The sequence below is a fragment of the Pseudomonas sp. SA233 genome (assembly GCF_054792385.1).
In genome coordinates this window covers 5,036,127-5,061,930 of the sequence record NZ_CP096449.1, presented here as the reverse complement: position 1 = coordinate 5,061,930, position 25,804 = coordinate 5,036,127, and the positions used below count along the sequence as shown (strand labels likewise).

General features: G+C 63.9%; 25 protein-coding genes. 12 read left to right on the top strand and 13 right to left on the bottom strand.

Annotated elements, in window-relative coordinates; all coding sequences use genetic code 11:
- Positions 1-32 precede the first annotated feature (32 nt).
- The 8 genes from rodA (at position 33) to M1D87_RS23185 (ending at position 7,636) form a co-directional block, all read left to right on the top strand.
- The gene (gene rodA, locus M1D87_RS23220; RefSeq protein WP_015271941.1) at positions 33-1,136 is read left to right on the top strand and encodes a rod shape-determining protein RodA; all 1,104 of its coding nucleotides are present in this window, start codon (positions 33-35) and stop codon (positions 1,134-1,136) included.
- 17 nt (positions 1,137-1,153) lie between these two features.
- The gene (gene mltB / locus M1D87_RS23215; RefSeq protein WP_038410161.1) at positions 1,154-2,164 is read left to right on the top strand and encodes a lytic murein transglycosylase B; all 1,011 of its coding nucleotides are present in this window, start codon (positions 1,154-1,156) and stop codon (positions 2,162-2,164) included.
- Positions 2,164-3,165 (top strand): septal ring lytic transglycosylase RlpA family protein, encoded by a 1,002-nt coding sequence (locus M1D87_RS23210; RefSeq protein ID WP_123084724.1) that lies wholly within the window; start codon positions 2,164-2,166, stop codon positions 3,163-3,165. Before mltB ends, M1D87_RS23210 begins: the two co-directional genes overlap by 1 nt.
- A 269-nt stretch (positions 3,166-3,434) precedes the next feature.
- Positions 3,435-4,595, top strand: a complete 1,161-nt coding sequence (locus tag M1D87_RS23205; protein WP_013974353.1) for a D-alanyl-D-alanine carboxypeptidase family protein — start codon at positions 3,435-3,437, stop codon at positions 4,593-4,595.
- Between the two features lie 73 nt (positions 4,596-4,668).
- Entirely contained in the window at positions 4,669-4,944 is a 276-nt protein-coding gene (locus tag M1D87_RS23200; RefSeq protein ID WP_003249736.1) for a DUF493 domain-containing protein, read from the top strand.
- On the top strand, positions 4,944-5,591 hold the full coding sequence (gene lipB, locus M1D87_RS23195; protein WP_013974352.1) for a lipoyl(octanoyl) transferase LipB: 648 nt from the start codon (positions 4,944-4,946) through the stop codon (positions 5,589-5,591). Before M1D87_RS23200 ends, lipB begins: the two co-directional genes overlap by 1 nt.
- A 2-nt stretch (positions 5,592-5,593) precedes the next feature.
- Positions 5,594-6,610 (top strand): lipoyl synthase, encoded by a 1,017-nt coding sequence (gene lipA / locus M1D87_RS23190; protein ID WP_003257574.1) that lies wholly within the window; start codon positions 5,594-5,596, stop codon positions 6,608-6,610.
- Positions 6,611-6,697: 87 nt separating this feature from the next.
- The gene (locus tag M1D87_RS23185) at positions 6,698-7,636 is read left to right on the top strand and encodes a S66 peptidase family protein (protein WP_123084722.1); all 939 of its coding nucleotides are present in this window, start codon (positions 6,698-6,700) and stop codon (positions 7,634-7,636) included.
- A 121-nt stretch (positions 7,637-7,757) separates the two neighbouring features.
- On the opposite strand, the gene M1D87_RS23180 is transcribed toward M1D87_RS23185, so the two are convergent.
- From M1D87_RS23180 to leuS, 5 genes are all read right to left on the bottom strand, one after another.
- The gene (locus tag M1D87_RS23180) at positions 7,758-9,071 is read right to left on the bottom strand and encodes a lytic murein transglycosylase (RefSeq protein WP_013974349.1); all 1,314 of its coding nucleotides are present in this window, start codon (positions 9,069-9,071) and stop codon (positions 7,758-7,760) included.
- Positions 9,072-9,131: 60 nt separating this feature from the next.
- On the bottom strand, positions 9,132-9,296 hold the full coding sequence (gene arfA, locus M1D87_RS23175) for an alternative ribosome rescue factor ArfA (RefSeq protein WP_003257578.1): 165 nt from the start codon (positions 9,294-9,296) through the stop codon (positions 9,132-9,134).
- Between the two features lie 237 nt (positions 9,297-9,533).
- Positions 9,534-10,571 (bottom strand): DNA polymerase III subunit delta, encoded by a 1,038-nt coding sequence (holA, locus tag M1D87_RS23170; protein ID WP_039613557.1) that lies wholly within the window; start codon positions 10,569-10,571, stop codon positions 9,534-9,536.
- A gap of 39 nt (positions 10,572-10,610) precedes the next feature.
- Positions 10,611-11,216: an LPS-assembly lipoprotein LptE gene (locus M1D87_RS23165; RefSeq protein ID WP_003257580.1), complete on the bottom strand. Its 606-nt coding sequence runs from the start codon at positions 11,214-11,216 to the stop codon at positions 10,611-10,613.
- Between the two features lie 60 nt (positions 11,217-11,276).
- Positions 11,277-13,883, bottom strand: coding sequence for a leucine--tRNA ligase (leuS, locus tag M1D87_RS23160; protein WP_085720945.1), 2,607 nt, complete (start codon positions 13,881-13,883; stop codon positions 11,277-11,279).
- Between the two features lie 227 nt (positions 13,884-14,110).
- On the opposite strand from leuS, the gene M1D87_RS23155 reads away from it, so the two are divergent.
- Positions 14,111-14,425, top strand: coding sequence for a hypothetical protein (locus M1D87_RS23155; protein WP_003257582.1), 315 nt, complete (start codon positions 14,111-14,113; stop codon positions 14,423-14,425).
- 135 nt (positions 14,426-14,560) lie between these two features.
- Positions 14,561-15,322 (top strand): YdcF family protein, encoded by a 762-nt coding sequence (locus M1D87_RS23150; protein WP_039613559.1) that lies wholly within the window; start codon positions 14,561-14,563, stop codon positions 15,320-15,322.
- A 155-nt stretch (positions 15,323-15,477) separates the two neighbouring features.
- Here M1D87_RS23150 and lnt read toward each other — a convergent pair whose 3' ends face one another.
- From lnt to M1D87_RS23130, 4 genes are read right to left on the bottom strand one after another with little or no spacing between them, the layout of a single operon-like run.
- The gene (gene lnt / locus M1D87_RS23145) at positions 15,478-16,995 is read right to left on the bottom strand and encodes an apolipoprotein N-acyltransferase (RefSeq protein WP_123083955.1); all 1,518 of its coding nucleotides are present in this window, start codon (positions 16,993-16,995) and stop codon (positions 15,478-15,480) included.
- An 8-nt stretch (positions 16,996-17,003) separates the two neighbouring features.
- A complete protein-coding gene (locus M1D87_RS23140; RefSeq protein ID WP_003257584.1) occupies positions 17,004-17,843 on the bottom strand; it encodes an HlyC/CorC family transporter in 840 nt (279 codons plus the stop codon).
- 25 nt (positions 17,844-17,868) lie between these two features.
- Positions 17,869-18,342, bottom strand: coding sequence for an rRNA maturation RNase YbeY (gene ybeY / locus M1D87_RS23135; protein ID WP_013974343.1), 474 nt, complete (start codon positions 18,340-18,342; stop codon positions 17,869-17,871).
- Positions 18,335-19,333, bottom strand: a complete 999-nt coding sequence (locus M1D87_RS23130) for a PhoH family protein (RefSeq protein ID WP_013974342.1) — start codon at positions 19,331-19,333, stop codon at positions 18,335-18,337. The genes ybeY and M1D87_RS23130 overlap by 8 nt, the downstream gene beginning before the upstream one ends.
- Positions 19,334-19,583: 250 nt before the next feature.
- Between M1D87_RS23130 and M1D87_RS23125 the strand changes: the two genes are divergently transcribed.
- On the top strand, positions 19,584-19,910 hold the full coding sequence (locus tag M1D87_RS23125; protein WP_421091551.1) for a DUF1820 family protein: 327 nt from the start codon (positions 19,584-19,586) through the stop codon (positions 19,908-19,910).
- Positions 19,911-19,913: 3 nt separating this feature from the next.
- On the opposite strand, the gene M1D87_RS23120 is transcribed toward M1D87_RS23125, so the two are convergent.
- The 4 genes from M1D87_RS23120 to M1D87_RS23105 form a co-directional block, all read right to left on the bottom strand.
- Positions 19,914-20,459, bottom strand: a complete 546-nt coding sequence (locus tag M1D87_RS23120; protein ID WP_003257587.1) for a tetratricopeptide repeat protein — start codon at positions 20,457-20,459, stop codon at positions 19,914-19,916.
- 256 nt (positions 20,460-20,715) lie between these two features.
- Positions 20,716-21,999 carry a glutamate-1-semialdehyde 2,1-aminomutase gene (gene hemL / locus M1D87_RS23115; RefSeq protein WP_013974339.1) on the bottom strand — a complete coding sequence of 428 codons (1,284 nt, stop codon included), beginning with the start codon at positions 21,997-21,999 and terminating at the stop codon, positions 20,716-20,718.
- 14 nt (positions 22,000-22,013) lie between these two features.
- Positions 22,014-22,637, bottom strand: a complete 624-nt coding sequence (gene thiE, locus M1D87_RS23110; RefSeq protein WP_003257589.1) for a thiamine phosphate synthase — start codon at positions 22,635-22,637, stop codon at positions 22,014-22,016.
- Between the two features lie 13 nt (positions 22,638-22,650).
- Positions 22,651-23,448, bottom strand: coding sequence for a hydroxymethylpyrimidine/phosphomethylpyrimidine kinase (locus tag M1D87_RS23105; RefSeq protein ID WP_061550648.1), 798 nt, complete (start codon positions 23,446-23,448; stop codon positions 22,651-22,653).
- 265 nt (positions 23,449-23,713) lie between these two features.
- Here M1D87_RS23105 and M1D87_RS23100 point away from each other — a divergent pair, with 265 nt between their 5' ends.
- Positions 23,714-25,702 (top strand): sensor histidine kinase, encoded by a 1,989-nt coding sequence (locus tag M1D87_RS23100; protein ID WP_123083953.1) that lies wholly within the window; start codon positions 23,714-23,716, stop codon positions 25,700-25,702.
- The last annotated feature ends 102 nt before the right edge of the window (positions 25,703-25,804 follow it).

The window sequence follows — 25,804 nt, the reverse complement described above, 5'->3', positions numbered from 1 at the left end:
ATTTCGATCGCATGCTCTCCAGCGAGGATGTGATGCGTCGGCGCGCCAGCTTTCTGCAGCGCATCCACGTCGACGGCCCTTTGCTGATCATTCTGCTGACCCTCGCGGCCGGTAGCCTGTTCGTCCTGTATTCGGCCAGTGGCAAGAACTGGGACCTGCTACTCAAGCAGGCCACCTCGTTCGGCATCGGCCTGGTGTCGATGTTCATCATCGCCCAGCTGGAGCCGCGCTTCATGGCTCGCTGGGTGCCGCTGGCCTACCTGGCCGGGGTGCTGTTGCTGGTGGTGGTGGACGTGATGGGCCACAACGCCATGGGCGCCACGCGCTGGATCAACATCCCCGGGGTGATCCGCTTCCAGCCCTCGGAGTTCATGAAGATCATCATGCCGGCGACCATCGCCTGGTACCTGTCCAAGCGCACGTTGCCGCCGCATCTGAAGCATGTGGCGATCAGCCTGGTGCTGATCGGCGTGCCGTTCATCCTGATCGTGCGCCAGCCCGACCTGGGCACGGCGCTGCTGATCCTCGCCTCCGGGGCCTTCGTGCTGTTCATGGGCGGCCTGCGCTGGCGCTGGATCCTCAGCGTGCTGGCGGCTGCGGTGCCAGTGGCGGTGGCGATGTGGTTCTTCGTCATGCACGACTACCAGAAGCAACGGGTACTGACCTTCCTCGACCCGGAAAGCGACCCGTTGGGCACTGGCTGGAACATCATCCAGTCGAAGGCGGCGATCGGCTCGGGCGGTGTGTTCGGCAAGGGCTGGCTGCTCGGCACCCAGTCGCATCTGGATTTCCTGCCGGAAAGCCACACAGACTTCATCATCGCCGTGCTCGGCGAGGAATTCGGCCTGGTCGGCATCTGCCTGCTGCTGATCGTCTACCTGCTGCTGATCGGCCGTGGCCTGATGATCACCGCCCAGGCGCAGACCCTATTCGGCAAGCTGCTGGCGGGCAGCCTGACCATGACCTTCTTTGTGTACGTGTTCGTCAATATCGGTATGGTCAGCGGCCTTCTGCCCGTGGTGGGCGTGCCGCTGCCCTTCATCAGCTATGGCGGAACTTCGTTGGTGACGCTGCTGTCAGCGTTTGGCGTTCTGATGTCGATCCACACGCACCGCAAATGGATCGCTCAGGTTTGAATAAGGTGAAGAACTTCATGCAAGCAGTGCGTAACTGGGCTGCCCGTTGTGCGCCGTGGATCGGCGCGGTGGGCCTGTTCGGCGCTGTACAGCTGGCCCATGCCGGCGATTATCAGGGCTCACCGCAGGTGGCCCAGTTCGTTGGCGAAATGAGCCGCGACTATGGCTTTGCCCCTGAGCAGCTGATGGGTGTGTTCGCGGAGGTGCAGCGCAAACAGTCGATCCTCGACGCCATTTCGCGCCCGGCCGAACGGGTAAAGCCGTGGAAGGACTACCGGCCGATGTTCATCACTGACGCGCGTATTGCCCGCGGTGTGGACTTCTGGCGCCAGCACGAGGCGGTGCTGGCCCGTGCCGAGCAGGAATATGGCGTGCCGGCGCAGTACATCGTTGCCATCATCGGCGTGGAAACCTTCTTTGGCCGCAACACCGGTAACTACCGAGTGATCGATGCCTTGTCGACCCTGGGCTTCGACTACCCGCCACGGGCGGAGTTCTTCCGCAAGGAGCTGCGCGAATTCCTGCTGCTGGCCCGTGAGGAACAGCTCGATCCGCTGACGCTCAAAGGCTCCTACGCTGGTGCAATGGGCCTGCCGCAGTTCATGCCGAGCAGCTTCCGCAACTTCGCGGTGGACTTCGACGGCGACGGCCACATCAATATCTGGAACAACCCGGACGACGCCATTGGCAGCGTGGCCAGCTACTTCAAGCGCCACGGCTGGGTGGCCGGCGAAGGTGTGGTCAGCCGCGCCTGGGTGGACGGTGGGCGCGCCGACGAAGGCCTGACCACCGGCATCGAGCCGGTAAAAACCGTTGGGGAGTTGCGCACGCTTGGCTGGTCGGTCCATGATTCGTTGCGCGATGATCTGCCGGTTACCGCCTTTCGTCTCGAGGGCGACAATGGCCCCGAGTACTGGATGGGCCTGAAGAACTTCTACGCGATCACTCGCTACAACCGCAGCGTGATGTATGCCATGGCGGTGCATCAGCTATCGGAACAGCTGGTTCAAGCACGGGGCGTCAAGTAATGCGCGCAATCATCTCTGGCAAGTCTTTCAAGCTGCTCACCTGCCTCGCCGTGGGCGTGGTGCTGGCCAGCTGTTCGTCCAACCGCCCGCCCCAGCAAAGCAGTGGCAACGTGGTGCGCACCCAGCCGGGCCTGGACATCAACCGCGCGCACAAGGACGGCGCGCCGTGGTGGGACGTGGATGTGAACAAGATCCCCGACGCCACGCCAACCGTGCACACCGGCAACTACAAGGCCAACCCGTACACGGTGCTGGGCAAGACCTACTACCCGATGCAGGACTCGCGCAATTATCGCGCGGAAGGTACCGCGTCGTGGTATGGCACCAAGTTCCACGGCCAGAACACCGCCAACGGCGAGCTGTACGACCTGTACGGCATGAGCGCGGCGCACAAGACCCTGCCGCTGCCGGCCTACGTGCGGGTGACCAACCTGGCCAACGGCCGTAGCGTAATCCTGCGGGTGAACGACCGTGGGCCGTTCTATTCGGACCGCATCATCGACCTGTCCTATGCCGCGGCGAAAAAGCTCGGTTATGCCGAGATCGGTACCGCGCACGTGCGCGTCGAAGGCATCGACCCGCAGCAGTGGTGGGCCCAGCGTGGCCAGACGCCACCGATGGTGCTCAAGGAGCCCCAGGTGGCCCAGACCCAGGCGATCCCGGCCAGTACCGGGCGCGTCGAGCAATGGACCCCGCCGCCCCAGCAGCATGCGGCGCCGGTGGTGCCGGTGCAGGTGGCTGGCAACAACGTGCCGGTCGGCAGTGGCGGCAGCTTCCTGCAGGTGGGTGCCTTCGCCAACCCGGACGCCGCCGAACTGCTGCGCTCCAAGCTCAGCAGCATGGTCAGCGCGCCAGTGTTCATCAGCTCGATCGTGCGTAACCAGCAGACCCTGCACCGCGTGCGCCTCGGGCCGATCAACAGCCAGGGCGAGATCCAGCAAGCGCAGGACAGCATCCGCCTGGCGAACCTTGGGCAGGCCAAGCTGGTCACAGCTGACTGACCGCGTTGCCTTCGTCGCGGGCACGCCCGCTCCCGCAGGGCATGCGAAACCCTGTGGGAGCGGGCGCGCCCGCGAAGAAGGCAACACCAAACTGTCGGTTTTGTCATGAATTGACGGGCGCGGGCATGTACAATGTCGGCTTTTGCCCGCAGCGACATAAAGCCGCACATTGCGAGCCAGGCCTACGGCCGCAAAAACTAGACTGACTGGCGCTGGGCACATGATCTTGCCCAGGGAACATCAGACCATTAGCGATTTTCGAGAGACGGATGAACATCACCAACCTTGCCAAACGACTTTGCCTGCCCGTACTGCTGATGATCACGCCTGCCGCCTTCGCGGCTGAGCAGATGACGCCGGCGCCACCGCAACTGGCAGCCAAGTCCTACGTACTCATGGATGCGTCCAGCGGCAACGTGCTGGTCGAGAACAACGGTGACGAGCGCCTGCCGCCTGCCAGCCTGACCAAGCTGATGACGGCCTACATCGCCACCTTGGACATCCGTCGCGGCCAGATCGGTGAAAACGACCCGGTTACCGTCAGCGAAAACGCCTGGCGGACCGGCGGTTCGCGCATGTTCATCAAGGTGGGCAGCCAGGTGACCGTCAGCGACCTGCTGCATGGCATCATCATCCAGTCCGGCAACGACGCCTCGGTTGCCCTGGCCGAGCACATCGCCGGCAGCGAAGACGCCTTCGCCGACATGATGAACAAGACCGCTGCCGACCTGGGCATGGCCAACAGCCACTTCATGAACCCGACCGGCCTGCCGCACCCGGACCATTACTCGTCGGCCCACGACATGGCTACCCTGGCCCGTGCGATCATCAATGTCGACCCGGCCCACTACGCCATCTACTCGCAGAAAGAGTTCTTCTGGAACAACATCAAGCAGCCAAACCGCAACCTGCTGCTGTGGCGTGACAAGACTGTCGACGGCCTGAAGACCGGCCACACCGACGAAGCCGGCTACTGCATGGTGGCTTCGGCCGTTCGCGATGGCCAGCGCCTGATCGCCGTGGTCTTCGGCACCAACAGCGAGCAGTCGCGTGCTGCCGAGACCCAGAAGCTGCTGACCTATGGCTTCCGCTTCTTCGAAACCCAGACCTTCTACCAGAAGGGTACCGAGCTGACCAAGTCGCCGGTCTGGAAAGGCGCGACTGGCGAAGTGAAAGCTGGCCTGGCCAACGATCTGACCCTGACTATGCCTAAAGGCCAATTGAAGCGCCTGCAGGCTTCGATGACCATGAACCCGCAGCTCACCGCGCCAATCGCCAAAGGTGACGTGATCGGCAAAGTGGAAGTCAAACTGGACGAGAAAGTGGTTCACAGCGCCGACCTGATCGCCCTCGATGGCGTCGAGGAAGGTGGTTTCTTCCGCCGTATGTGGGATAGCATCCGTCTATTCTTCTACGGGTTGTTCAACTGATACGTGACCTGCATGCCCCCGCGTATCCAGCGGGGGCGTTGTTGTTGCCACGGCTTACGAGGCCGTTTCCGCCATGAGCGAACCAGACGTCAAGTCGCACAAGATCGAATTCCCCTGCGACGATTACCCGATCAAGGTCATCGGTGACACCGTTGTCGGCTTCAAGGACACGGTGATCGAGATCCTGAGCAAGCACGCGAAGGTCGACCTTTCCACCCTGGCCGAGCGCCAGAGCAAGGAAGGCAAGTACACCACCGTGCAATTGCACATCGTTGCCGAAAGCGAGAACCAGCTGCACGATATCAACAGCGCCCTGCGCGCTACCGGCATCGTGAAAATGGTGCTCTGATGTCCGCCTGCCTCGGTTTTCGCGAGCTTGGCCTGCAGCCCTACGAACCGGTGCTGGAGGCCATGCGTCGCTTCACCGAGCAGCGCAGCCCGGACAGCCAGGATGAAGTCTGGCTGGTCGAGCACCCCGCGGTCTTCACCCAGGGCCAGGCCGGCAAGGCCGAGCACCTGCTGGTGCCGGGCGACATCCCGGTAGTGCAGACCGATCGCGGTGGCCAGGTGACCTACCATGGCCCCGGGCAGCTGGTGGCCTACCTGCTGCTGGATGTGCGCCGGCTGGGCTTTGGCGTGCGTGAGCTGGTCAGCCGTATCGAGCAGACCCTCATCGACCTGCTCGCCAGTTACGATGTCCAGGCCGCGGCCAAGCCCGATGCCCCGGGCGTCTATGTCGACGGAGCGAAAATCGCCTCCCTCGGCCTGCGAATCCGCAACGGCCGTTCGTTCCACGGCCTTGCCCTGAACGTGGACATGGACCTCGCGCCATTCCGCCGAATCAACCCCTGCGGCTATGCGGGGCTGGCGATGACCCAGCTGCGCGACCTGGCAGGTCCGATCGAACTCGACGAGGTCAGGACAAGGCTGCGCGGACAGCTGGTCAAGCACCTCGACTACGCTGAGCAGACGACCCTCACGGGCGGAATCGACTGAATATGACAACTGTGCAAGAAGCCGTGCCGAACCTGATACCTACCCAGGATGCCACCCCGCGCCCAGCGCCGAAGAAGGTGGAAGCCGGGGTCAAGCTGCGTGGTGCCGAAAAGGTGGCGCGCATCCCGGTGAAGATCATCCCCACCGAAGAGCTGCCGAAGAAGCCCGACTGGATCCGCGTGCGTATCCCGGTGTCGCCCGAGGTAGACCGCATCAAGCAGCTGCTGCGCAAGCACAAGCTGCACAGCGTATGCGAAGAGGCATCCTGCCCGAACCTGGGCGAGTGCTTCTCCGGTGGTACCGCCACCTTCATGATCATGGGTGACATCTGCACCCGTCGTTGCCCGTTCTGCGACGTTGGCCACGGCCGGCCGAAACCGCTGGACCTGGACGAGCCGAAGAACCTGGCCATCGCCATCGCCGACCTGCGCCTGAAGTACGTGGTGATCACCTCGGTGGACCGCGACGACCTGCGTGACGGTGGTGCCCAGCACTTTGCCGACTGCATCCGCGAAATCCGTGCGCTGTCGCCGGGCGTACAGCTGGAAACCCTGGTGCCGGACTACCGTGGGCGCATGGATATTGCCCTGGAGATCACCGCGCAAGAGCCGCCGGATGTGTTCAACCACAACCTCGAGACCGTACCGCGCCTGTACAAGGCCGCGCGCCCGGGTTCGGACTACGACTGGTCGCTGGACCTGCTGCAGAAGTTCAAGCAGTTGGTGCCGCACGTACCGACCAAGTCGGGCCTGATGCTCGGCCTGGGCGAGACCGACGAGGAAGTGATCGAAGTGATGCACCGCATGCGCGAGCATGACATCGACATGCTCACCCTCGGCCAGTATCTGCAGCCGTCGCGCAGCCACCTGCCGGTGCAGCGTTTCGTTCACCCGGACACCTTCGCCTGGTTCGCCGAGGAAGGTTACAAGATGGGCTTCAAGAACGTCGCTTCCGGCCCGTTGGTGCGTTCTTCGTACCACGCTGACCAGCAGGCTCACGAAGCCAAGATCAAGCTCTGAGCCAAGCACAGAGCCACGCATGCCGATGCGCGCCGAAGGGCCGCATCGGCATTTTTCTTTGTGCCACACGCGCTGCAAGGAGCCGCGATGAATTGCGCCGAAACCTTCCAACCCAGCCTGCCAGCCGCGCTGCCGCGTGATGCCTGTTTTGCCATTGTCGCCCCGGCGGGCGCGGCGCGGCTGGATACGCACAAGGTCAACCAGTGGTTCGTTGATAGAGGCTACAGCTGCCGCATCTATCCGGGAGCCCTTCAGGCTCAGGGCTATCTGGCGGGGCCGGACCGGCAGCGGTTACAGGACCTGCATGATGCCTTTGCCGACCCGGCTATCGACGCCATTCTGTGCATGCGTGGGGGGTACGGTAGCATGCGGCTGCTCGACCAACTCGATTTCGAACTGATCCGGCGCAACCCCAAACCGCTGATCGGTTACAGCGACATAACCGCGCTGCACACGGCGATCTACCGGCATACCGGGCTGCTCACCTTCCATGGCGGGATGCTCAATGCCGACCTGCTGGGGGCCAAGTTGCCGCCAACCGAGACTTCGTTGCTGGCGCAGCTGGGTGGGCATGTGCGGGCAGGGGAGCAGATCGTGCACCCTGCTGACTTCGCCTTGAGCAGTGTGTTGCATGGGGTGGCCAGCGGGCCGCTGCTGGGCGGCAACCTGTCGATGCTGGGCGCGACCCTGGGGACGATTGCCGAGCTGGATACGCAGGGCTGCATCCTGTTCATCGAGGACGTCAACGAGCCGCTTTACCGGGTGGATCGCTTGCTGACCCAGCTGCGCCTGGCAGGCAAGCTGGAGGGGGTGAAGGGTGTGCTGGTGGGGGACTTTGCCGGGATTACCACTGCGGCGTTGACGCCCCTGCTGGAGGATATCTTCGCGCCGCTGGGTGTGCCGGTGCTGGCCGGGTGGCGCAGTGGGCATTGTGACCCGAATGTGTGCTTGCCGTTGGGGGCTCAGGTAATGCTGGATAGCGGGAGGCAGACATTGGTGTTGGAGCAGGATTTGTTCAAGGCTTGAGATCGCCGGGGCTGCTTTGCAGCCCATCGCGACACAAGGCCGCTCCCACAGGAGAAGTGTTATCGCTTGTGGGAGCGGCCTTGTGTCGCGAAAGGGGCGCAACGCGCCCCCAGCAATCTCACTATTTGCGCAGGCTCTCGAGCAGCTTGTGGGTCGGATACCCATCCGCCGGCCACCCCAGCCCCTGCTGGGCATTGCGGATCGCCTTGCGGGTATTGGCGCCAATGATGCCATCGGCATTGCCGGCTTCGTGCCCGTTGCTGTTCAGCAGGTTCTGCAGCTCCATGCGCTCGCTGCGGCTGAGGGGCAGGTCTTCTTTCGGCCAGCTGCCGGCAATGAAGCCCCAGCCCGTGAAGCGATCACCCAGCAGGCTTACTGCCAGCGCGTAGGACGACGAATTGTTGTACTTGAGGATGGCGCGGAAGTTGTCCAGCACCAGGAACGCCGGGCCACGCGCGCCCGCGGGCAGCAGCAGTGCGGCAGACAGCTGGTTGCTACCCACCGGCAACTGGGTACCGGCAGGCAGTTTCACGCCCATCGCCAGCCACTCGCTCACCGGCTTGCGCAGGGCGCCATCGGCCTGCCAGTAATCGAAGCCAGGCGGCACCTGTACCTCGAAGCCCCACGGCTGGCCACGCTTCCAGCCCGAACTCTGCAGATAGTGCGCGGTCGAGGCCAAGGCGTCTGCCGTGCTGTTCCAGATGTCGCGGCGGCCATCGCCGTCGAAGTCCACGGCATGGGTGTTGTAGGTGGTCGGGATGAACTGGGTCTGGCCCATGGCACCGGCCCACGAGCCACGCATGGCCTCAGGCTGGATGTCGCCGTGCTGAATGATCTGCAGCGCGGCGATCAGCTGGTCCTGGGCGAACTGCGGGCGTCGGCCCTCATAGGCCAGAGTAGCCAGCGAGCGGATCACCGACTTGTTGCCCTGAAACTGGCCGAAGTTGCTTTCCATGCCCCATACCGCGACCAGCACCTGGCGATCGACACCATAGCTTTGCTCGATGCGGGTCAGCAGTTCGGCGTTCTGCTCCAGCAGCTTCTTGCCGTTGCGCACGCGCAGAGGCGACAGGGCGCCTTCGAGGTATTCCCATACGGGGCGGGTGAACTCCGGCTGGCTGCGATCGGCCTTGATCACGTCCATGTCGGGGGTGACGCCGAGGAAGGCGCGGTCGAACGTATCCTGCGAAATGCCGGCTTGCAGGGCTTGCTGGCGAAAGCCTGCTTGCCATTGCGCGAAGGTTTGCAGAGGCTGGATTTCAGTGCTGGTGTCGGGCGTCGTGCCGGGCAGGGTCACCACAGGGGTGGGCTGGGCGGGGGCCAGCGGCAGGGCGTCGGCGGCGGTGGGCTTTTCTGCGCAGGCCACGAGCAGGATGAAACTGGAGGCCGCGATCAGCTGGCGGGTTTTCCAGCGAGGGAGAAGACTGAGGAGCATTCACAGATCCAGAATTGCAGGTCAGGTGACGACCATATCATGCCTGCGCTCTCGATGCTTTCATGCAGCCAAAAAGTAGGAAGCCTCCCAATCTCTCGATTGGAAGGCTTCGCGGCGGTAGCTGCCTTTGCCCTTGTTCGGCTGTTCCTGGCGGCAGCGGAACAGCGGTTGGGCGATGATCGACTTGGCCTTGTTGGGGCCGTGCTTTTTCGGCTTTTTGCTCATGGCGGGGTTCCCCGGTTGGGTGGGTTTCGCAGCGCACTGTAGGGCTTGGGGCAGGGTGGGGCCAATTGATTGTGTATATGGCCGAATACCTGGTTCTTATGGATTTGGCAGGGCCCTTGTAGGAGCAGCCTTGTGCTGCGAAGAGGTCTGTAAGGCAGAAGACTTTCTTCGGCACTTATGGCCTCTTCGCAGCACAAGGCTGCTCCTACAGGGCACTGAGGCAGTCTGGAGGACGATTTACTCGGGCGGGAGTGTCAGGCGCTGGCCGGCCATCAGCAGCGACAAGCGCGCCAGGCCGGTCCACGGCGAGCCCTCGGCCTGCCCCTTGATCTGTGCATCGATACGCTGGGCATCCTGCAGCAACTGCGCCCAACGCTGCGCCGACAGGCGCTGCAGGGCCTTGCTGACCAGTGGCCGGCGTTTGTCCCAGACCGGTGGGCGGGCCTGGCTGAAGGCCTTGTCCAGCGGTACACCTTGGCTGAACTGTTGGGCCAGCCCCGCCAGTTGGCGCAGCTCTCGGGCAAGGGCCCAGAGAATCACTGGTGGCTCCACGCCTTCACCGCGCAAGCCTTCGAGCATACGCAAGGCATGCGCAGCTTCGCCGTTGAGAATGGCATCGACCAGGCCGAAGACATCGAAGCGGGCGCTGTCGGCGACGGCGGCCTGCACGGTCTCCACGGTGATCTGGTTGCCCTCGGCAAGCAGCTTGAGCTTTTCGATTTCCTGTGCGGCCGCCAGCAGGTTGCCTTCCACGCGCGCGGCAATCAGGTCGACGGCGTCACGCTGTGCCGACAGGCCGGCCTGCTGCAGGCGCTGGTTGATCCACTGCGGCAGCTGGTGCACATCCACCGGCCAGATCTGGATGAACTGGCAGTGGGCACCTTCGATCAGCGCCTTGCCCCACTTGGTCTTCTGTGCGCTGCCGTCGAGCTTGGGCAGGCTGACCAGCAGCAAGGTGTCTTCGGCAGGGTTGGCGCAGTATTCCATCAGCGCAGCAGCGCCCTTGTCACCAGGCTTGCCCGAGGGCAGGCGCAATTCCAGCAGGCGGCGCTGGGCGAACAGGGACAGGCTGGCGCCAGCCTGGAGCAGGGTGCCCCAGTCGAAGTTGGCGTCGGCACTGAATACCTGGCGTTCGTCGAAGCCCTGCTGGCGCGCGGCGTTGCGGATGGCGTCGGCGGCTTCCTGGCACAGCAGCGGGTCGTCGCCGCTGACCACGTAGACCGGTGCCAGGGCGCCTTGCAGATGCTTGTTGAGTTGGGCGGGAGCGAGCTTCATGGGAAACAGGCGGGGTACCCGAAGGTACCCCGCTCGGGCTTAGTTGCCCGGTACTTCCAGTGGCGACTGCTGAGGCGTTTCGGCCTGCTGGCGGCGAGCGGCCTCCAGCGCAGCGGCTTCGGCCTTGGCACGCTCGTCGGCTTGACGCTGCAGCTCGTCCAGCTGGGACGGGGTCAGCATCTGCAGGCGAACGACCATGGCGTTGACCAGGTCGCGACGCATTTCTTCGCGGGCGCGGTTGGCTTCCTGTTCGGAGCCGGTGATGTTCGAGCCGTCCCGCAAGTAGATCTTGCGCACTTCCAGCTTGTCGCTCATCAGCTCCAGGTTGTTCAGGCCCTGGATGCTGTAGTTCAGCACGGTGGTCAGCTCGTACTCGGCGGTACGGTTGCCACTGTTGTAGGTCGCCGAGCGCTCGCGCTCCTGCTCGTTGGTTAGCACCAGTCGGTACGGTGCGCCAGCGTGCACGTTGACGCCGCTACGCTGCAGTACTTCACGCAGCTGGACCACGGTCGGGCCGTAGGCGTTGCGTGCGCTTACGTCCATTTCCTTCACGCTCAGCTCGGTGGAGCCGGTGCCACGCAGCTGGAAACCGCAGGCGCTGAGCATGACCGCCAGGCCAATTACCAGCAAATTGCGTTTGATCATGTTGTTGCTCCCTTGTGGGCCTGTTCGCCCGCCCGCAGTGCCTGCGGGCGGGCGTTGCCATCAGTTGGCGACGATGTTGACCAGCTTGCCCGGAACCACGATGACCTTGCGGATGGTCAGGCCATCGATGAAGCGCAGGACGTTCTCGTTGCTGCGCGCGGCGGCTTCGATTTCTTCGCGGCTGGCGGCGGCCGGCATTTCGACCTGGCCACGCAGCTTGCCGTTGACCTGCACCACCAGGGTGACGGTGTCCTGTACCAGGGCTGCCTCGTCGACGGCTGGCCAGCTGGCGTCGATGACGGCCTGCTGGTGGCCCAGCTGTTGCCACAGCTCGTGGGAGATGTGCGGGGTGATCGGCGCCAGCAGCAGGGTGACGGCCTCCAGGCCTTCCTGCAGCAGGGCACGGTCCTGTTCAGTGGCTTGCGGGGCCTTTTCCAGCACGTTCATCACGGTCATCACCTGGGCGATGGCGGTGTTGAACTTGTGGAACTGACCCACGTCGGTGCTGGCCTGCTTGATGGCGGCGTGGATGGCGCGGCGGATGACCTTCTGCGCGTCGTCCAGGGCGGCGACATCCAGCTTGCCCGGCAGGCCTTGGGCTACATGAGCCTGGGCCAGGCGCCAGACGCGGCGCAGGAAGCGGCTGGCGCCCTCGACGCCGGAGTCGGACCACTCCAGGCTCATGTCGGGCGGCGAGGCGAACATCATGAACAGGCGGCAGGTATCGGCGCCGTACTGGTCGATCATCGATTGCGGGTCGACGCCGTTGTTCTTCGACTTCGACATCTTTTCGGTGCCACCGATTTCCACCGGCAGGCCGTCGGTCTTCAGGCGAGCGCCAATGATCTTGGCCTTGGCATCACGCTCGACTTCGACATCGGCCGGGTTGAACCAGTCCTTGCCGCCGTTGCTGGCCACACGGTAATAGGTTTCGGCCACCACCATGCCCTGGGTCAGCAGGTTCTTGAACGGCTCGTTCGAGGTGACCAGGCCTTCGTCACGCATCAGCTTGTGGAAGAAGCGCGCGTACAGCAGGTGCAGGATGGCGTGCTCGATACCGCCGATGTACTGGTCGACCGGCAGCCAGTGGTTGGCCGCTTTCGGGTCGACCATGCCACCTTCGTAGTTCGGCGAGGCGTAGCGGGCGAAGTACCAGGACGACTCGACGAAGGTGTCCATGGTGTCGGTTTCGCGCTTGGCCGCGGTGCCGCATTTCGGGCAGCTGCACTCGTAGAATTCAGGCATGCGCGCCAGTGGCGAACCGGCACCGTCCGGCACCACGTTCTCCGGCAGGGTGACCGGCAGCTGGTCTTCCGGCACCGGTACGTCGCCGCAGGATGGGCAGTGGATGATCGGGATCGGGCAGCCCCAGTAGCGCTGGCGGCTGATACCCCAGTCACGCAGGCGGAACTGGGTACGCGATTTGCCCAGCTCCTTGCGGATCAGGGCGGCTTCGATGGCGTCGAAGGCACCGGCGAAGTCCAGGCCGTCGAATTCGCCGGAGTTGATCAGTTGGCCGTGCTCGCCATAGGCGGCCAGCCACTCGCTGCCGACTTCGTCGCCAGCGCTGGTGCGCACCACGGCCTTGACTGGCAGGTTGTACTTGTGGGCGAACTCGAAGTCGCGCTCATCGTGGGCCGGCACGGCCATGACGGCGCCATCGCCGTAGTGCATCAGCACGTAGTTGGCGACCCATACCGGCAGCTTCTCGCCGGTCAGCGGGTGCTCGACCAGCAGGGAAGTGGCCATGCCCTTCTTCTCCTGGGTGGCCATGTCGGCTTCGGCAACGCTGCCGCTCTTGCACTCGTCGATGAACGCCTGCAGCGCCGGATTGCCCTGGGCGGCCTGGGTGGCCAGCGGGTGTTCGGCGGCGACGGCGACGTAGGTGGCGCCCATCAGCGTGTCGGGGCGGGTGGTGAAGACCTTGAGGGTGCCTTCGTGGCCGATGCTGGCCAGGTCGTACGGGAACTGCACTTCCATGCCGCGCGACTTGCCGATCCAGTTGCGCTGCATGGTCTTGACCTGCTCAGGCCAGCCCGGCAGCTCGTCGAGGCTTTCCAGCAGCTCGTCGGCGTAGTCGGTGATGCGGAAGTAGTACATCGGGATTTCGCGCTTCTCGATCAGCGCGCCCGAACGCCAGCCACGGCCGTCGATGACCTGCTCGTTGGCCAGTACGGTCTGGTCCGCCGGGTCCCAGTTCACGGTACCGTTCTTGCGGTAGATGATGCCTTTCTCGAACAGGCGGGTGAACAGCCACTGCTCCCAGCGGTAGTAGTCGGGCTTGCAGGTGGTGACTTCACGTGCCCAGTCGATGGCCAGGCCCAGGCTCTTGAGCTGGGTCTTCATGTAGTCGATGTTTTCGTACGTCCACTTGGCCGGGGCGACGTTGTTCTTCATCGCCGCGTTTTCCGCGGGCATACCGAATGCGTCCCAGCCCATCGGCTGCAGGACGTTCTTGCCCAGCATGCGCTGGTAGCGGGCAATCACGTCACCGATGGTGTAGTTGCGCACGTGGCCCATGTGTAGCTTGCCGCTCGGGTACGGGAACATCGACAGGCAGTAGTAGGTGTCCTTGCCTGGCTGTTCGGTAACAGCGAACGATTGTTGCTCGTCCCAGAACTTCTGGGCGGCGGCTTCGATATCACGGGGCGTGTATTGTTCGTGCATGGCTACTTTTTGCTGAGAGGGAAGAGACCTTGTTCCAGGCAGCGGAACCTCGCTGCGTCCGGCACTCCGGTGTCGTTTAGAGTGAACGCCGTAGCATACAGCAGCGCCGCGCATCGTGGGAAACCTTCGTTGCGAATGCCCGCTGGTCGCGGCACACGGCTGCTTTTTTCAACGACGCTAAGCTCAGGTGTGGGGGGAGATATTCTTATCTTCAATGAGGTGAACGGATGGGAGAGACGCAGCTACCCGCAATCAGACCGGAGCTATACGAACGCCTGATCGACCGGCTTGGCCTGGCGCTGGAAGTGGCCAGGACCTCGGTGCGATTGCGCGACGAAATGCCAGCCGAGCTGGAGTTGCGTGGCCTGAGCCACGCAGAGTTCGAACTGATCAAGGCCTACCTGGATTCCCTCCCGGAGCGCCACAATGCCTGTGTCGGCAGTTACCCACAAGCGGAGCCGACATCGGCCAAGATCATCTGGCTCAAGGACAAGAAACGCCCCGCCAGCACGGCGAGATCCAGGACGCTGCCGCATCGCTAGCCGTTCAGGACGCCAGGCGCAGGCAATCGCGCGCCGGTTCTTAAATTTTGCACAGCTCACGATTGGCGCCGGCCACACCCTTGTTGACCGGCGTCGATCCTTCTAGGCTGCACGCCTGCCAAGGAGGTGTGGCCAATGCCGATCCGATTCTTCGTCAAACAATGGCTGATGCCGCCAGGCGTCCTGTTCCTGCTGCTGCTTGTGGCGTGGTGGCTGCGTCGCCGCCGGCCCAGGCTGGCAGCGCTGTGTTTTGCCGTGGGCCTTGGTGGCCTGTGGCTGATGAGCCTGCCGCTGGTGGTGCAGGAAACCGCCCGTGCGCTGGAGACGGAAGCGCCGCTGGCGGTAAGCGATTGGGCCGGCCTGGCAAGCCGGGCGGATGCCATCGTGCTGCTGGGCGCGGGGCGTGAGCGAGGTGACCCGGCCTGGGGTGGTAGCGACCAGCCCACGGCCACGGCGCTGGAGCGCATGCGCTTCGCCGCGCGGCTGGCCAAGGCTTCGGGCTTGCCGGTGCTGACCAGTGGCGGGTTGCACTATGGCACGCCGCCGAGCGAGGCGCGGTTGATGGCTGATCGCCTGCGTGAAGATTTCGGTGTCGAGGTGAAATGGCGGGAGGAGGGCAGCCGCACGACCTGGGAGAATGCCCGGCTAACGGCCAAGGTGTTGCAGCCGTTGGGGATGCGCCGGGTGGTCGTGGTGACCCAGGCCTGGCACATGCAGCGCTCGCGCTGGAGCTTCGAGCAGGCGGGGTTCGAGGTGGTGCCGGCGCCAGTCGGGTTCCTCGGGCGCGATCATGCGCGGCCGTTCGGCGGGTTGCTGCCGGAGAGCCGGGCGATGTGGCAGAGCGGGCAGTTGCTCAATGAAGTGGCCGGGTTGGTGGGGTATCGGCTGTTCTACTGATTTACCGGCTTACGCGATCCCTTGTAGGAGCGGCCTTGTGTCGCGATGGGCTGCATGGCAGCCCCAGATTTCAGCTTCTATGCCGGGAATGCCGGGGCCGCTTTGCGGCCCTATCGCGACACAAGGCCGCTCCTACAGTGATCTGCGTCGCCTGGTTAAACAGTCTTGGCTATACGGCCTGCCAGCAACGCCCAACCCAGCAGCAATGCACAGAAAATCGCCAGCGGCCACGACCGCCATTGCAGGTACGGCGTCAGCTTCTGCATCGGCACCACCTCGCCATACAGCACCGCCTGCTGGAACTGCGGTACCTGCGTGGTAATGCGGCCAAACGGGTCGATCAGCGCGGTCACGCCATTGTTGGTGGCGCGGATCATCCAGCGCCCGGCTTCCAGCGCGCGCATCTGTGCCATCTGCAGGTGCTGCAACGGGCCGATCGAGGTACCGAACCAGGTGTCGTTGCTGATGGTCAGCAGCAGGTCGCTGCGGGACGCCAGGCCTGCGGCGAATTCGGGATAGACCACCTCGTAGCAGATGTAAGGCGCAATCTGGTAGCCCTTTGCCTGCAGCAGCGGCTGGTCTTCCGGCCCGCGGGCGAAGTCCGACATGGGCAAGTTGAAGAACTCGATCAGGCCACGCAGCATGTCCTGCAGCGGCACATACTCGCCAAAAGGCACCAGCTTCTGCTTGAGGTAGGTGCCATCGCCTTCACCAGTGACGGTGATGCCGTTGTAGTAGCGGCGCTGGTGATGCACCACTTCACGCACCGGTACGCCGGTAATCAGCGCCGAATGCCGCTCGGCGGCAAACCGGCCCATCACGTCGATATAGCCTTGGGCCTGGTCCTTGAGCACCGGGACCGCGGTTTCCGGCCACACCAGCAGGTCTACCGGCCTGGAACTGAAGCTCAGGTCACGGTACAGCGCCAGCTGCGCATCGATGTGCGCCGGGTCCCATTTCAGGTCCTGCTCGACGTTGCCCTGGATGGCCGCCACTTTCAGTGGGTCGCCCGCCGGCTTGGTCCAGGCATGGCCCTTGAGCGCCAGGCCCAGCACCCACGGGGCCAGCAACAGCAGGCAGCCCACCGCGAGGAACGAGGGGCGGGCGCGCAGGCGGTGCACATTGCACAGCAGGGCAGCGGTCAGGGCCAGTGCGAAGGAAATCAGCCACACGCCACCCAGCGGTGCCAGGCCGGCCAGCGGGCCGTCCAGCTGGCTGTAGCCGGCGTAGAGCCAGGGGAAGCCGGTCAGGAACCAGCCGCGGAAGGCCTCTTGCAGCAGCCACAGGGCGGCAAAGCACAAGGCGTCGGCCAGTGGTGCTTCGGTGCGGCGCAGCCAGCGTGCCCACAGCCAGGTGGGCAGGGCGAAGAACCAGGCCAGGGCGGCGAAGAAGGCCAGCAGCAGCAGGATCGCCAGCAGCGGCGAGGCACCGCCGTAGGTGTTCATGCTGACGTAGATCCACCAGGTACCGGCACCGTACAGACCGAAGCCGAACCACCAGCCGCGCCACATGGCCTGGCGCGGGCTGAGCTCGCGCAGGCCGAGGTAGAGCAGGGCGATGGACAACACGGCCAAGGGCCAGATGTCGAAAGGCGCCAGGGCCAGGAGGGTGGAGGCACCGGCCGCCAGGGCCAGCAGGTTACCGGGCCAGCCGGGGCGGGTGATCCAACGCATGTTTGTCCTTAACGGGTGATCGGTGTCAGGCGCAGCAAGTGTATCCGCCGGCTATCGGCATTGAGAATACGGAACTTGTAAGGGCCGATCTCGGTGGTCTCGTTGCGCTTGGGCAGGTGACCGAAGGCGCTCATTACCAGGCCGCCGACGGTGTCGAACTCGTCATCGGAGAATTCGCTGTCGAAGAACTCGTTGAAGTTTTCGATCGGGGTAAGCGCCTTGACCAGGAAGTCGCCGCTGGGCAGCGGTTTGATGTAGCTGTCTTCCTCGACGTCGTGCTCGTCCTCGATGTCGCCGACGATCTGCTCCAGCACGTCCTCGATGGTGACCAGGCCGGCCACGCCGCCGTACTCGTCGATGACGATGGCCATGTGGTTATGGTTGGCGCGGAACTCGCGCAGCAGCACGTTCAGTCGCTTGGACTCGGGCACGAAAGTGGCCGGGCGCAGCAGGTCCTTGATGTTGAAGCTGTCGCCATTCTCCTTGAGGATCAGCGGCAGCAGGTCCTTGGCGAGCAGGATCCCGAGCACATCGTCGTGGCTTTCGCCGATCACCGGGTAGCGCGAGTGCGCGGCGTCGATCACCGCCGGCAGGAACTCGCGAGGCGACTGGCTGGCCTTGATGCTGATCATCTGCGAACGCGGCACCATGATGTCGCGAACCTGCAGGTCGGCCACCTGGATGGCGCCTTCGACGATGGTCAGCGCTTCGCTGTCCAGCAGTTTGTTCTGATGGGCTTCGCGCAGCAGTTCAAGGAGTTGCTGGCGGTTTTTCGGCTCATGGGCAAAAGCCTGGGTCAGTTTACCCAGCCAGGACTTCTGCCCGTTGCTCGATCGATCTTCGCTCATGGCGGTTCTCGTGATCCTTCGTGTTTCAGTGTGTGATGGTGTCGGTTTCATCGTCGGCGTACGGGTCGGGATGACCCAGTTCTGCCAGCAATTCCCGTTCCAGGCCTTCCATTTCCTCGGCTTCCTCATCCTCGATGTGGTCGTAGCCGAGCAGGTGCAGGCAACCGTGTATGACCAGGTGTGCCCAGTGCGCTTCCAGCGACTTGCCTTGATCGGCGGCTTCGCGCTCGACCACTGGCACGCAGATCACCAGGTCGCCCAGCAACGGGATATCGAGCAGGTCGTCGGGGACGTCGGCCGGGAACGACAGCACATTGGTCGCGTAGTCCTTGTGCCGGTAGGTGTGGTTCAGCTCGCGGCCTTCGGCTTCGTCGACCAGGCGAATGGTCATTTCCGAATCGGCGCTGCGCTGGCGCAGGGCCAGTTCGCACCAGCGGCGAAAGGCGGTGTCATCCGGGGCGGCAGCATCCGTGGCCCGTTGAATATCGAGTTCAAGCATCTTTGCCGGGCGCCTCGGGCTTGGCCTGGCGGGCATCGAAGCGGTCGTAGGCCTCGACAATGCGCTGCACCAGTGGGTGACGAACCACATCTTTGGGTTGGAAGTGGGTGAAGCTGATCCCCGGAACGTCCTTCAGCACCTCGATGACGTGTGCCAGACCTGACTTGGTGCCACGGGGCAGGTCGACCTGGGTGATGTCACCGGTGATGACAGCGGTGGAGCCGAAGCCGATACGGGTGAGGAACATCTTCATCTGTTCCAGCGTGGTGTTCTGGCTCTCGTCGAGGATGATGAAGCTGTTGTTCAGGGTGCGGCCACGCATGTAGGCCAGCGGGGCGATCTCGATCACCTGGCGCTCGATCAGCTTGGCCACGTGTTCGAAGCCGAGCATTTCGTACAGGGCGTCGTACAGCGGGCGCAGGTACGGGTCGATCTTCTGGGCCAGGTCGCCGGGCAGGAAGCCGAGCTTTTCGCCCGCCTCTACCGCAGGTCGCACCAGCAGGATCCGGCGCACCTGTTCGCGTTCCAGCGCGTCCACGGCGCAGGCCACGGCCAGGTAGGTCTTGCCGGTACCGGCAGGGCCGATGCCGAAGTTGATATCGTTGGCCAGGATTTCCTTGACGTAGCGTTGCTGGTTGACCCCGCGCGGGCGGATGTTGCCCTTGCGCGTGCGCAGCGACACGCTGACCTCGTTGACGGCCGGGTTGTCGATGTTCTCGACGGTCGATTCCTGCAGGTACAGATGCACGGTTTCCGGCGACAGGTCGCTGGCCTTTGTCTCGCGGTAGAGACGGCGCAGCAGTTGTTCGGCAGCGGAGGTGGTCTTGGGTTCGCCGATCAGTTCGAACTGATTGCCGCGGTTGCGGATCTCGATGGCCAGGCGCTGTTCGATCAGGCGCAGGTGCTCGTCGAACTGGCCGCACAAGTTGGCGAAACGGTGGGCCTCGAAGGGTTCGAGGATGAAGCGATGGGGTTGTATGGGTGCGTTCAAGGTCGTTTTTAGCCGCTCGACGGCAATGGATGTGAACTCAAGAATAACCCTTGAATGGCAGTGGCGAAAGCACTGAAACGTTCAACGGTATGTATGGCCTGTTCCGGCCTCTTCGCGGGCACGCCTGCTCCCACAGGTACCGCACCGCTTCGAAGGTGGGCGCAATACCTGTGGGAGCGGGCTTGCCCGCGAAGGGGCCGGTACAGGTATGATGCCCGCCTTTTCTTACGCATGTGTTATCCCGACGAACATGAGCAAACGCGAACCTGCCATCTATAAAGTGATCTTCCTCAACCAGGGGCAGGTCTTCGAGATGTATGCCAAGCAGATCTACCAGAGCGACCTGTGGGGGTTCCTGGAAATCGAGGAATTCGTGTTCGGCGAGGGTTCGCAGCTGGTGGTGGACCCGAGCGAGGAGAAGCTGAAGAGCCAGTTCGATGGGGTGATCCGCAGCTTCGTGCCGATGCACTCGATCGTGCGCATAGACGAGGTGGAGCGCCTGGGCACGGCGAAGATCAGCGAAGCCAAGGGCGGCGGCAACGTGATGCCGTTCCCCATGCCGATGCCGGAAAAGTAACCCTCAGGGGAGTGGCGAGAACGGCGTGCGCCCTTCGGCGTTCTGCAGTTCCAGCAGGTATTTGCGGAAGATCTGGCCGAGCACCTGGGTGGCATGCTCCAGCTCGTCGCGGGGCATTTGCTCGGTCACTTCGTCGGCCATGTCCAGCGCATCCTCGGCGCCGTTGACCGCGGCCATCTTCAGCAGGATGTAGGCCTGCACATTGTTGGCCTTGACCCCTTCGCCACGGAAGAACATGGCGCCCAGGCGGTACTGGGCCTCGGCATGGCCTTGCAGCGAGGCCTTTTCGAACCAGTTCAGGGCTTTGCCCAGGTTTTTCGGCGTTTGCGTGTAGTAGTACTCGCCCAGTTCGAATTGCGCCTGGGCATCCCCCGCCGTTGCCGTCTGCTCACAAGCCTTGAGGGCGTTTGCCAGGTCTTCAGGCTGGACATTCAAGGTGCAGCGGCCCGTCGCCGGAATGAGCAACGAGTTACCGCCCTCCGCCAGGGCCAGCAGGGGCTGAAGAAGCAACAGGCAGCCCAGGGTCAGGGCGCGGCCGGTGCGGTTCATGGGGATCGACTTACCTCTGCAAAGCTGCGGCCAATGTCTCTGGTGGCACATTATGGGATAAGCAGCGCCAACCTTACAAAGTTTTACTCGAATTTCTGCTTGGTTGGGGAAGTCAGCTGATTGTGCATGGGTATTTGTTGCCTGTACCGGCCTCTTCGCGGGTAAACCCGCTCCCACAGGGACCGCACCGCTTTCACGGGTGCGCAGTCCCTGTGGGAGCGGGTTTACCCGCGAAGAAGCCGGTACAGGCTGACAATTACTTCAGGGCTGCAAAAGCCTTTTCAGCCGCATCCAGGGTGATCTGCAGCTCCTTGTCCCCATGGGCGATGGAGGTGAAGCCGGCCTCGAACGCGCTTGGCGCCAGGTACACGCCACCATCGAGCATCAGGTGGAAGAAGCGCTTGAAGCGCTCGGCATCGCTGGCCATCACGTCTTCGAAGGTGACGATGTCGTCGGCACCGCTGAAGTACAGGCCGAACATGGCACCGGCCTGGGTAGTGACGAACGGCACGCCAGCGGCATCGGCGCGCTGTTGCAGGCCGTCGAGCATGCGGCTGGTGTAGTCGGTCAGCTCGGCGTGGAAGCCCGGGCGGCTGATCAGCTTCAGGGTGGTCAGGCCGGCGGCCATGGCCAGCGGGTTACCCGATAGGGTACCGGCCTGGTAGACCGGGCCGAGCGGGGCGATGCAGCCCATGATTTCACGCTTGCCGCCGAAGCAGCCGACCGGCATGCCGCCGCCGACGATCTTGCCGAAGGTCGACAGGTCCGGCTTGATGCCGTAGTGGCCCTGGGCGCCGCCGAGCGAAACGCGGAAACCGGTCATCACTTCGTCGAAGATCAACACCACGCCGTGCTTGTCGCACTGCTCGCGCAGGCCTTCGAGGAAGCCTGGCGCCGGCGGTACGCAGTTCATGTTGCCGGCTACCGGCTCGACGATGATGCAGGCTACGGTCTGGCCGACTTCGGCCAGGGTCTTCTCGACGGCGGCGATGTCGTTGAACGGCAGGGTCAGGGTGTGCTTGGCGAAGTCCGCCGGCACGCCCGCCGAGCTCGGCACACCCTGGGTCAGCAGGCCGGAGCCTGCTTTTACCAGCAGGCTGTCGGAGTGGCCGTGGTAGCAGCCTTCGAACTTGATGATGGCGTCACGGCCGGTGTAGCCACGGGCCAGGCGGATGGCGCTCATGGTGGCTTCGGTGCCCGAGCTGACCATGCGCACCATCTCCATGGATGGCACCAGCGAGCAGACCAGGTCGGCCATCTCGGTTTCCATGGCGGTCGGGGCGCCATAGGACAGGCCGTGCTCCAGCTGCCTGCGTACCGAGTCCAGTACCTCCGGGTGGCCGTGGCCGAGGATCATCGGGCCCCAGGAGCCGACGTAGTCGACGTAGCGCTTGTCATCCTCGTCAACGACGTAGGCGCCTTCGGCATGCTTGAAGAACAGCGGCGTGCCGCCAACGCTCTTGAAAGCGCGGACCGGCGAGTTGACGCCACCGGGGATGTGCTTCTGGGCTTGGGCGAACAGGGCTTCGGAACGGGACATGGGGATCTCTCGAATCAGGATGCGAACAAGGCGTTGAAGGCGCGGGCGCGGCGGGTGACTTCCTGCGCGCTGTCGGCACCGAACAGGCCGTGGATCACCGCCAGCAGGTCGGCGCCATGGGCGACCAGCGGGGCGGCGTTGTCGAGGGTAATGCCGCCGATCACCGCGATCGGCAGTTTCACCTGGGCGCGGGCCTGCTCCAGCAATTCGATGTTGGCAGCGGGTGCACCCGGCTTGGTGACAGAATTGAAGAAGCGGCCAAAGGCCACGTAGCTGGCGCCTTCGCTGGCAGCCTGCGCGGCCAGCTCGAGGCTGGCGTGGCAGGTGGAGCCGATGATTGCCTGGCGTCCGAGCAATGCGCGGGCCGGGGTCAGCGGGCCGTCGGTCTGGCCCAGGTGCACGCCGACGCCCAGGCGCGCGGCCAGTTCGGCGTCGTCGTTGATGATCAGCTGAGTGCCGTAGCGCTCGCAGAGCTGCATCAGCCCTTCAGCTTCGCGCAGGCGGCGTGCCGCGTCGTCACTTTTGTCGCGGTACTGCAGCAGGCACACGCCGCCTTCCAGTGCCGCCTCGACATGGGACAGGAAACGGCCAGCGAGCAGCTGGCTGTCGGTGATGGCGTACAGACCGCGTAGCTTCATTGGAGGCCTCGTGTCAGGAGCAGAAATCCAGCGGCAGGCGGCGCGGCACGAACTGGCCCTTGCCCAGCTGTTCGGCGTCACGCAGGGTGCGCCAGGTGTAGTCCAGGGCGCTGCGGACGGCGCTTTCCAGCTGCTCGCCAAGGGCCAGGCGGCCGGCCAGGGCACTGGCCAGGGTGCAGCCCGAACCGTGGTAGCTGCCCGGCAGGCGCTGGCAGGTCCAGGTGTGGTGCTGGCCGTCGCGGCTGTACAGGCGGTTGTGAATTTCGTCTTCGTCGCCGTGACCGCCGGTAATCAGCAGGTGTCTACAGAACGGCAACAGTTTCTCGGCACACTCGTCGGCGGTGCCTTCGGGCAGTTCGGCAAGGATGCGGGCTTCGGGCAGGTTCGGCGTGGCGATGGTCGCTAGCGGCAGCAGGCGTTCGCGCAGGGCGTAGCCCACTTCGTCCTTGCCCAGGCGACCACCACCACCGGCACGCAGCACTGGGTCGCAGACCAGCGGCAGATGCGGGTGGGCCGCCAGCAGTTCGGCGACGGTGTCGACCATTTCGATCGAACCGAGCATGCCGAGCTTGACGGCGGCCACCGTGGAGTCCGCCAGCACGGCGTTGGCCTGGGCCAGCACCCACTCGCGGTCGAGCACGCGGAAGTCGGAAACGTTGACGGTATCCTGCACGGTCAGGGCGGTCACTGCGGGTGCGGCGTGACAGCCTTGGGCGATCAGGGCTTCGATATCTGCCTGCAGGCCGGCGCCGCCACTGGGGTCGTGGCCGGAGAGACAGAGGACAACGGGGCGGGAGCTGTAGGTATTCATGGTCGGCGAGCTTACCACCAATCCTGTTTGGGCGGATCGTCCTACAAACGAGTTTTGTTGATCATAAGGTCAGATTTTTGCCGGTTTAATTTCTGAAAGTATTGATTTAGAGCCTTTTCTTTGTGATTGGATATGGTCGATTGCCAGGTTGCGAAGCTATGCTAGAGTGCTCGGATAACTCTACAAACGGGTTCTGCCGGATCGTGTCGTCTCAAACGGATGGGAGGCAACCGCGACTCGACTGGACAGGCCATGCTGGGGCTGTATGCGCTATTTGCTGATTGTGCTTCTGGGCTTGCTGCCCGTGCTGGCCGGGGCAGTCGATTTCGACGACGCTACGCAGCATCTTCCGCTGGGCAAGGCCATGCAGGTTTATGAAGACCCCGATGGCAGCGCCAGCATCGCCCAGGTCAGTGCCCCTGGGTTCGCCAAGCATTTTCGCCCCCACCATGAAGACGTGCTGAACGCCGGTTACTCCACCTCGGTGTTCTGGCTCAAGGTCGAACTGCGCCCTGTCGCCGCGCCCGGCGCCGCCCCACGGCAATGGCTGCTGGAACTGGCCTATCCGCCGCTGGACCACCTCGAGCTGTACCTGCCCGACAGCAGTGGCAGTTACCGCCTGGCCCGGCGCACCGGCGACGCCTTGCCCTACCAAAGCCGGCAGATCCTGCAGAACAACTACCTGTTCGAACTGCTGCTGCCGCCTGGCCAGGTGACCACCGCCTACCTGCGCCTGCACAGCCAGGGCTCGGTGCAGGCGCCGCTGGCGCTTTGGTCCGCCCAGGCCTACATGGAGGAGCAGCCCACGCGCCTGTATGTGCTGGGGATGATCTACGGCGTGTTGCTGGTGATGCTGGTGTACAACCTGTTCATCTACCTCAGCGTGCGCGACGTCAGCTACCTCTATTACATCCTCTATATCGCCTCGTTCGGCTTTTACCAGGTGTCGGTGAATGGCGCCGGTGTGGCCTACTTCTGGCCGGACAGCCCGTGGTGGGCGAATGCTTCGACGCCGTTGTTCATCGGTGCCGCTGGCCTGTTCGGCTGCCAGTTCGCCCGGCATTTCCTGCAACTGGGCAGCATCAGCCGTGGTTTCGACCGGCTGCTGCAGCTGCTGATGCTGGGTGGCGCGCTGGTCATGGTGCTGGCGGTGACCATGCGCTACGGTGTCGCTTTGCGCATGGCCACGGTGCTGGCGTTGCTGTTTACCGTGAGCATCTTCGCTGCCGGGCTGTACGCCTGGTGGCGTGGCTTGCGCGTGGCACGCTGGTTCATCATCGCCTGGACGGCGTTCCTGCTCGGTGGCCTGGTCAACACCCTGATGGTGCTGGGCTACCTGCCGAACGTGTTCATCACCATGTATGCCAGCCAGCTGGGGTCGGCGCTGGAGGTGGCCTTGCTGTCGCTGGCGCTGGCCGACCGCATCAACAGCCTGCGCGAGCAGCAGGCGCAGACCTTGCGAGACACCGGGCGCACGCTGGAGCAACTGAACCTGCAACTGGCCAGGAGCAACCGGCTGAAAGACGAATTCCTGGCCAGCGTGACCCATGAACTGCGCACGCCGATGAATGGTGTGATCGGCTCGCTGGAGCTGATGCACACCCTGCCGATGGAGGCCGAGATGGCCCAGTACCACCGCACGGCGGTGGGCTCGGCCCAGGGCATGATGGATATGGTCGATGCCATACTTACCCTCTCCGAACTACAGGCCGGCCGCCTGCGCGCGCAGTCGGCGCCATTCAGCCTGCGTGACCTGCTGCAGGGCGTACGTGCCGGTTATGCCGGGCAGGCTTTGGGCAAAGGCTTGTACCTGAGCCTGGACATCCCGGCCGATGTGCCGGACGGGTTGCAGGGTGATGCTCAGAAGCTGGCCCGCTGCCTGGGGTGCCTGGTGGACAACGGTTTGAAGTTCACCCACCAGGGCGGGGTGATGATCCAGGTGCGCGGGCGCCGGGTGGGGCCTGACGACCTGGCGCTGACCTTCATGGTCAGCGACAGCGGTATCGGCTTCGATGACCTCGACCAGGCGACCCTGTACCAGCGCTTCTTCCAGGTCGATGGCTCGATGACCCGGCGTTATGGCGGGCTGGGGATTGGTCTGTCGATCTGCCGGCAGATGGGGGAATTGCTGGGGGCACGGTTGTCGCATGAGTCGACGCGGGGGTTGGGGAGCCGGTTCGAGTTGAGTTTGAACATGGCTATTGCGCAGGTGCAGATGAGCCCGCACATACTGCAGGCGCGGCAGTCGCTGTGAAGGCATGGCATTTGGTTGTGGCGAACACCTCTCAGCCCCGCTGCATCCTCAACACATGCGCCCGCCACCACATGTTTAGTCATTAATGTCACTTTGACTGAC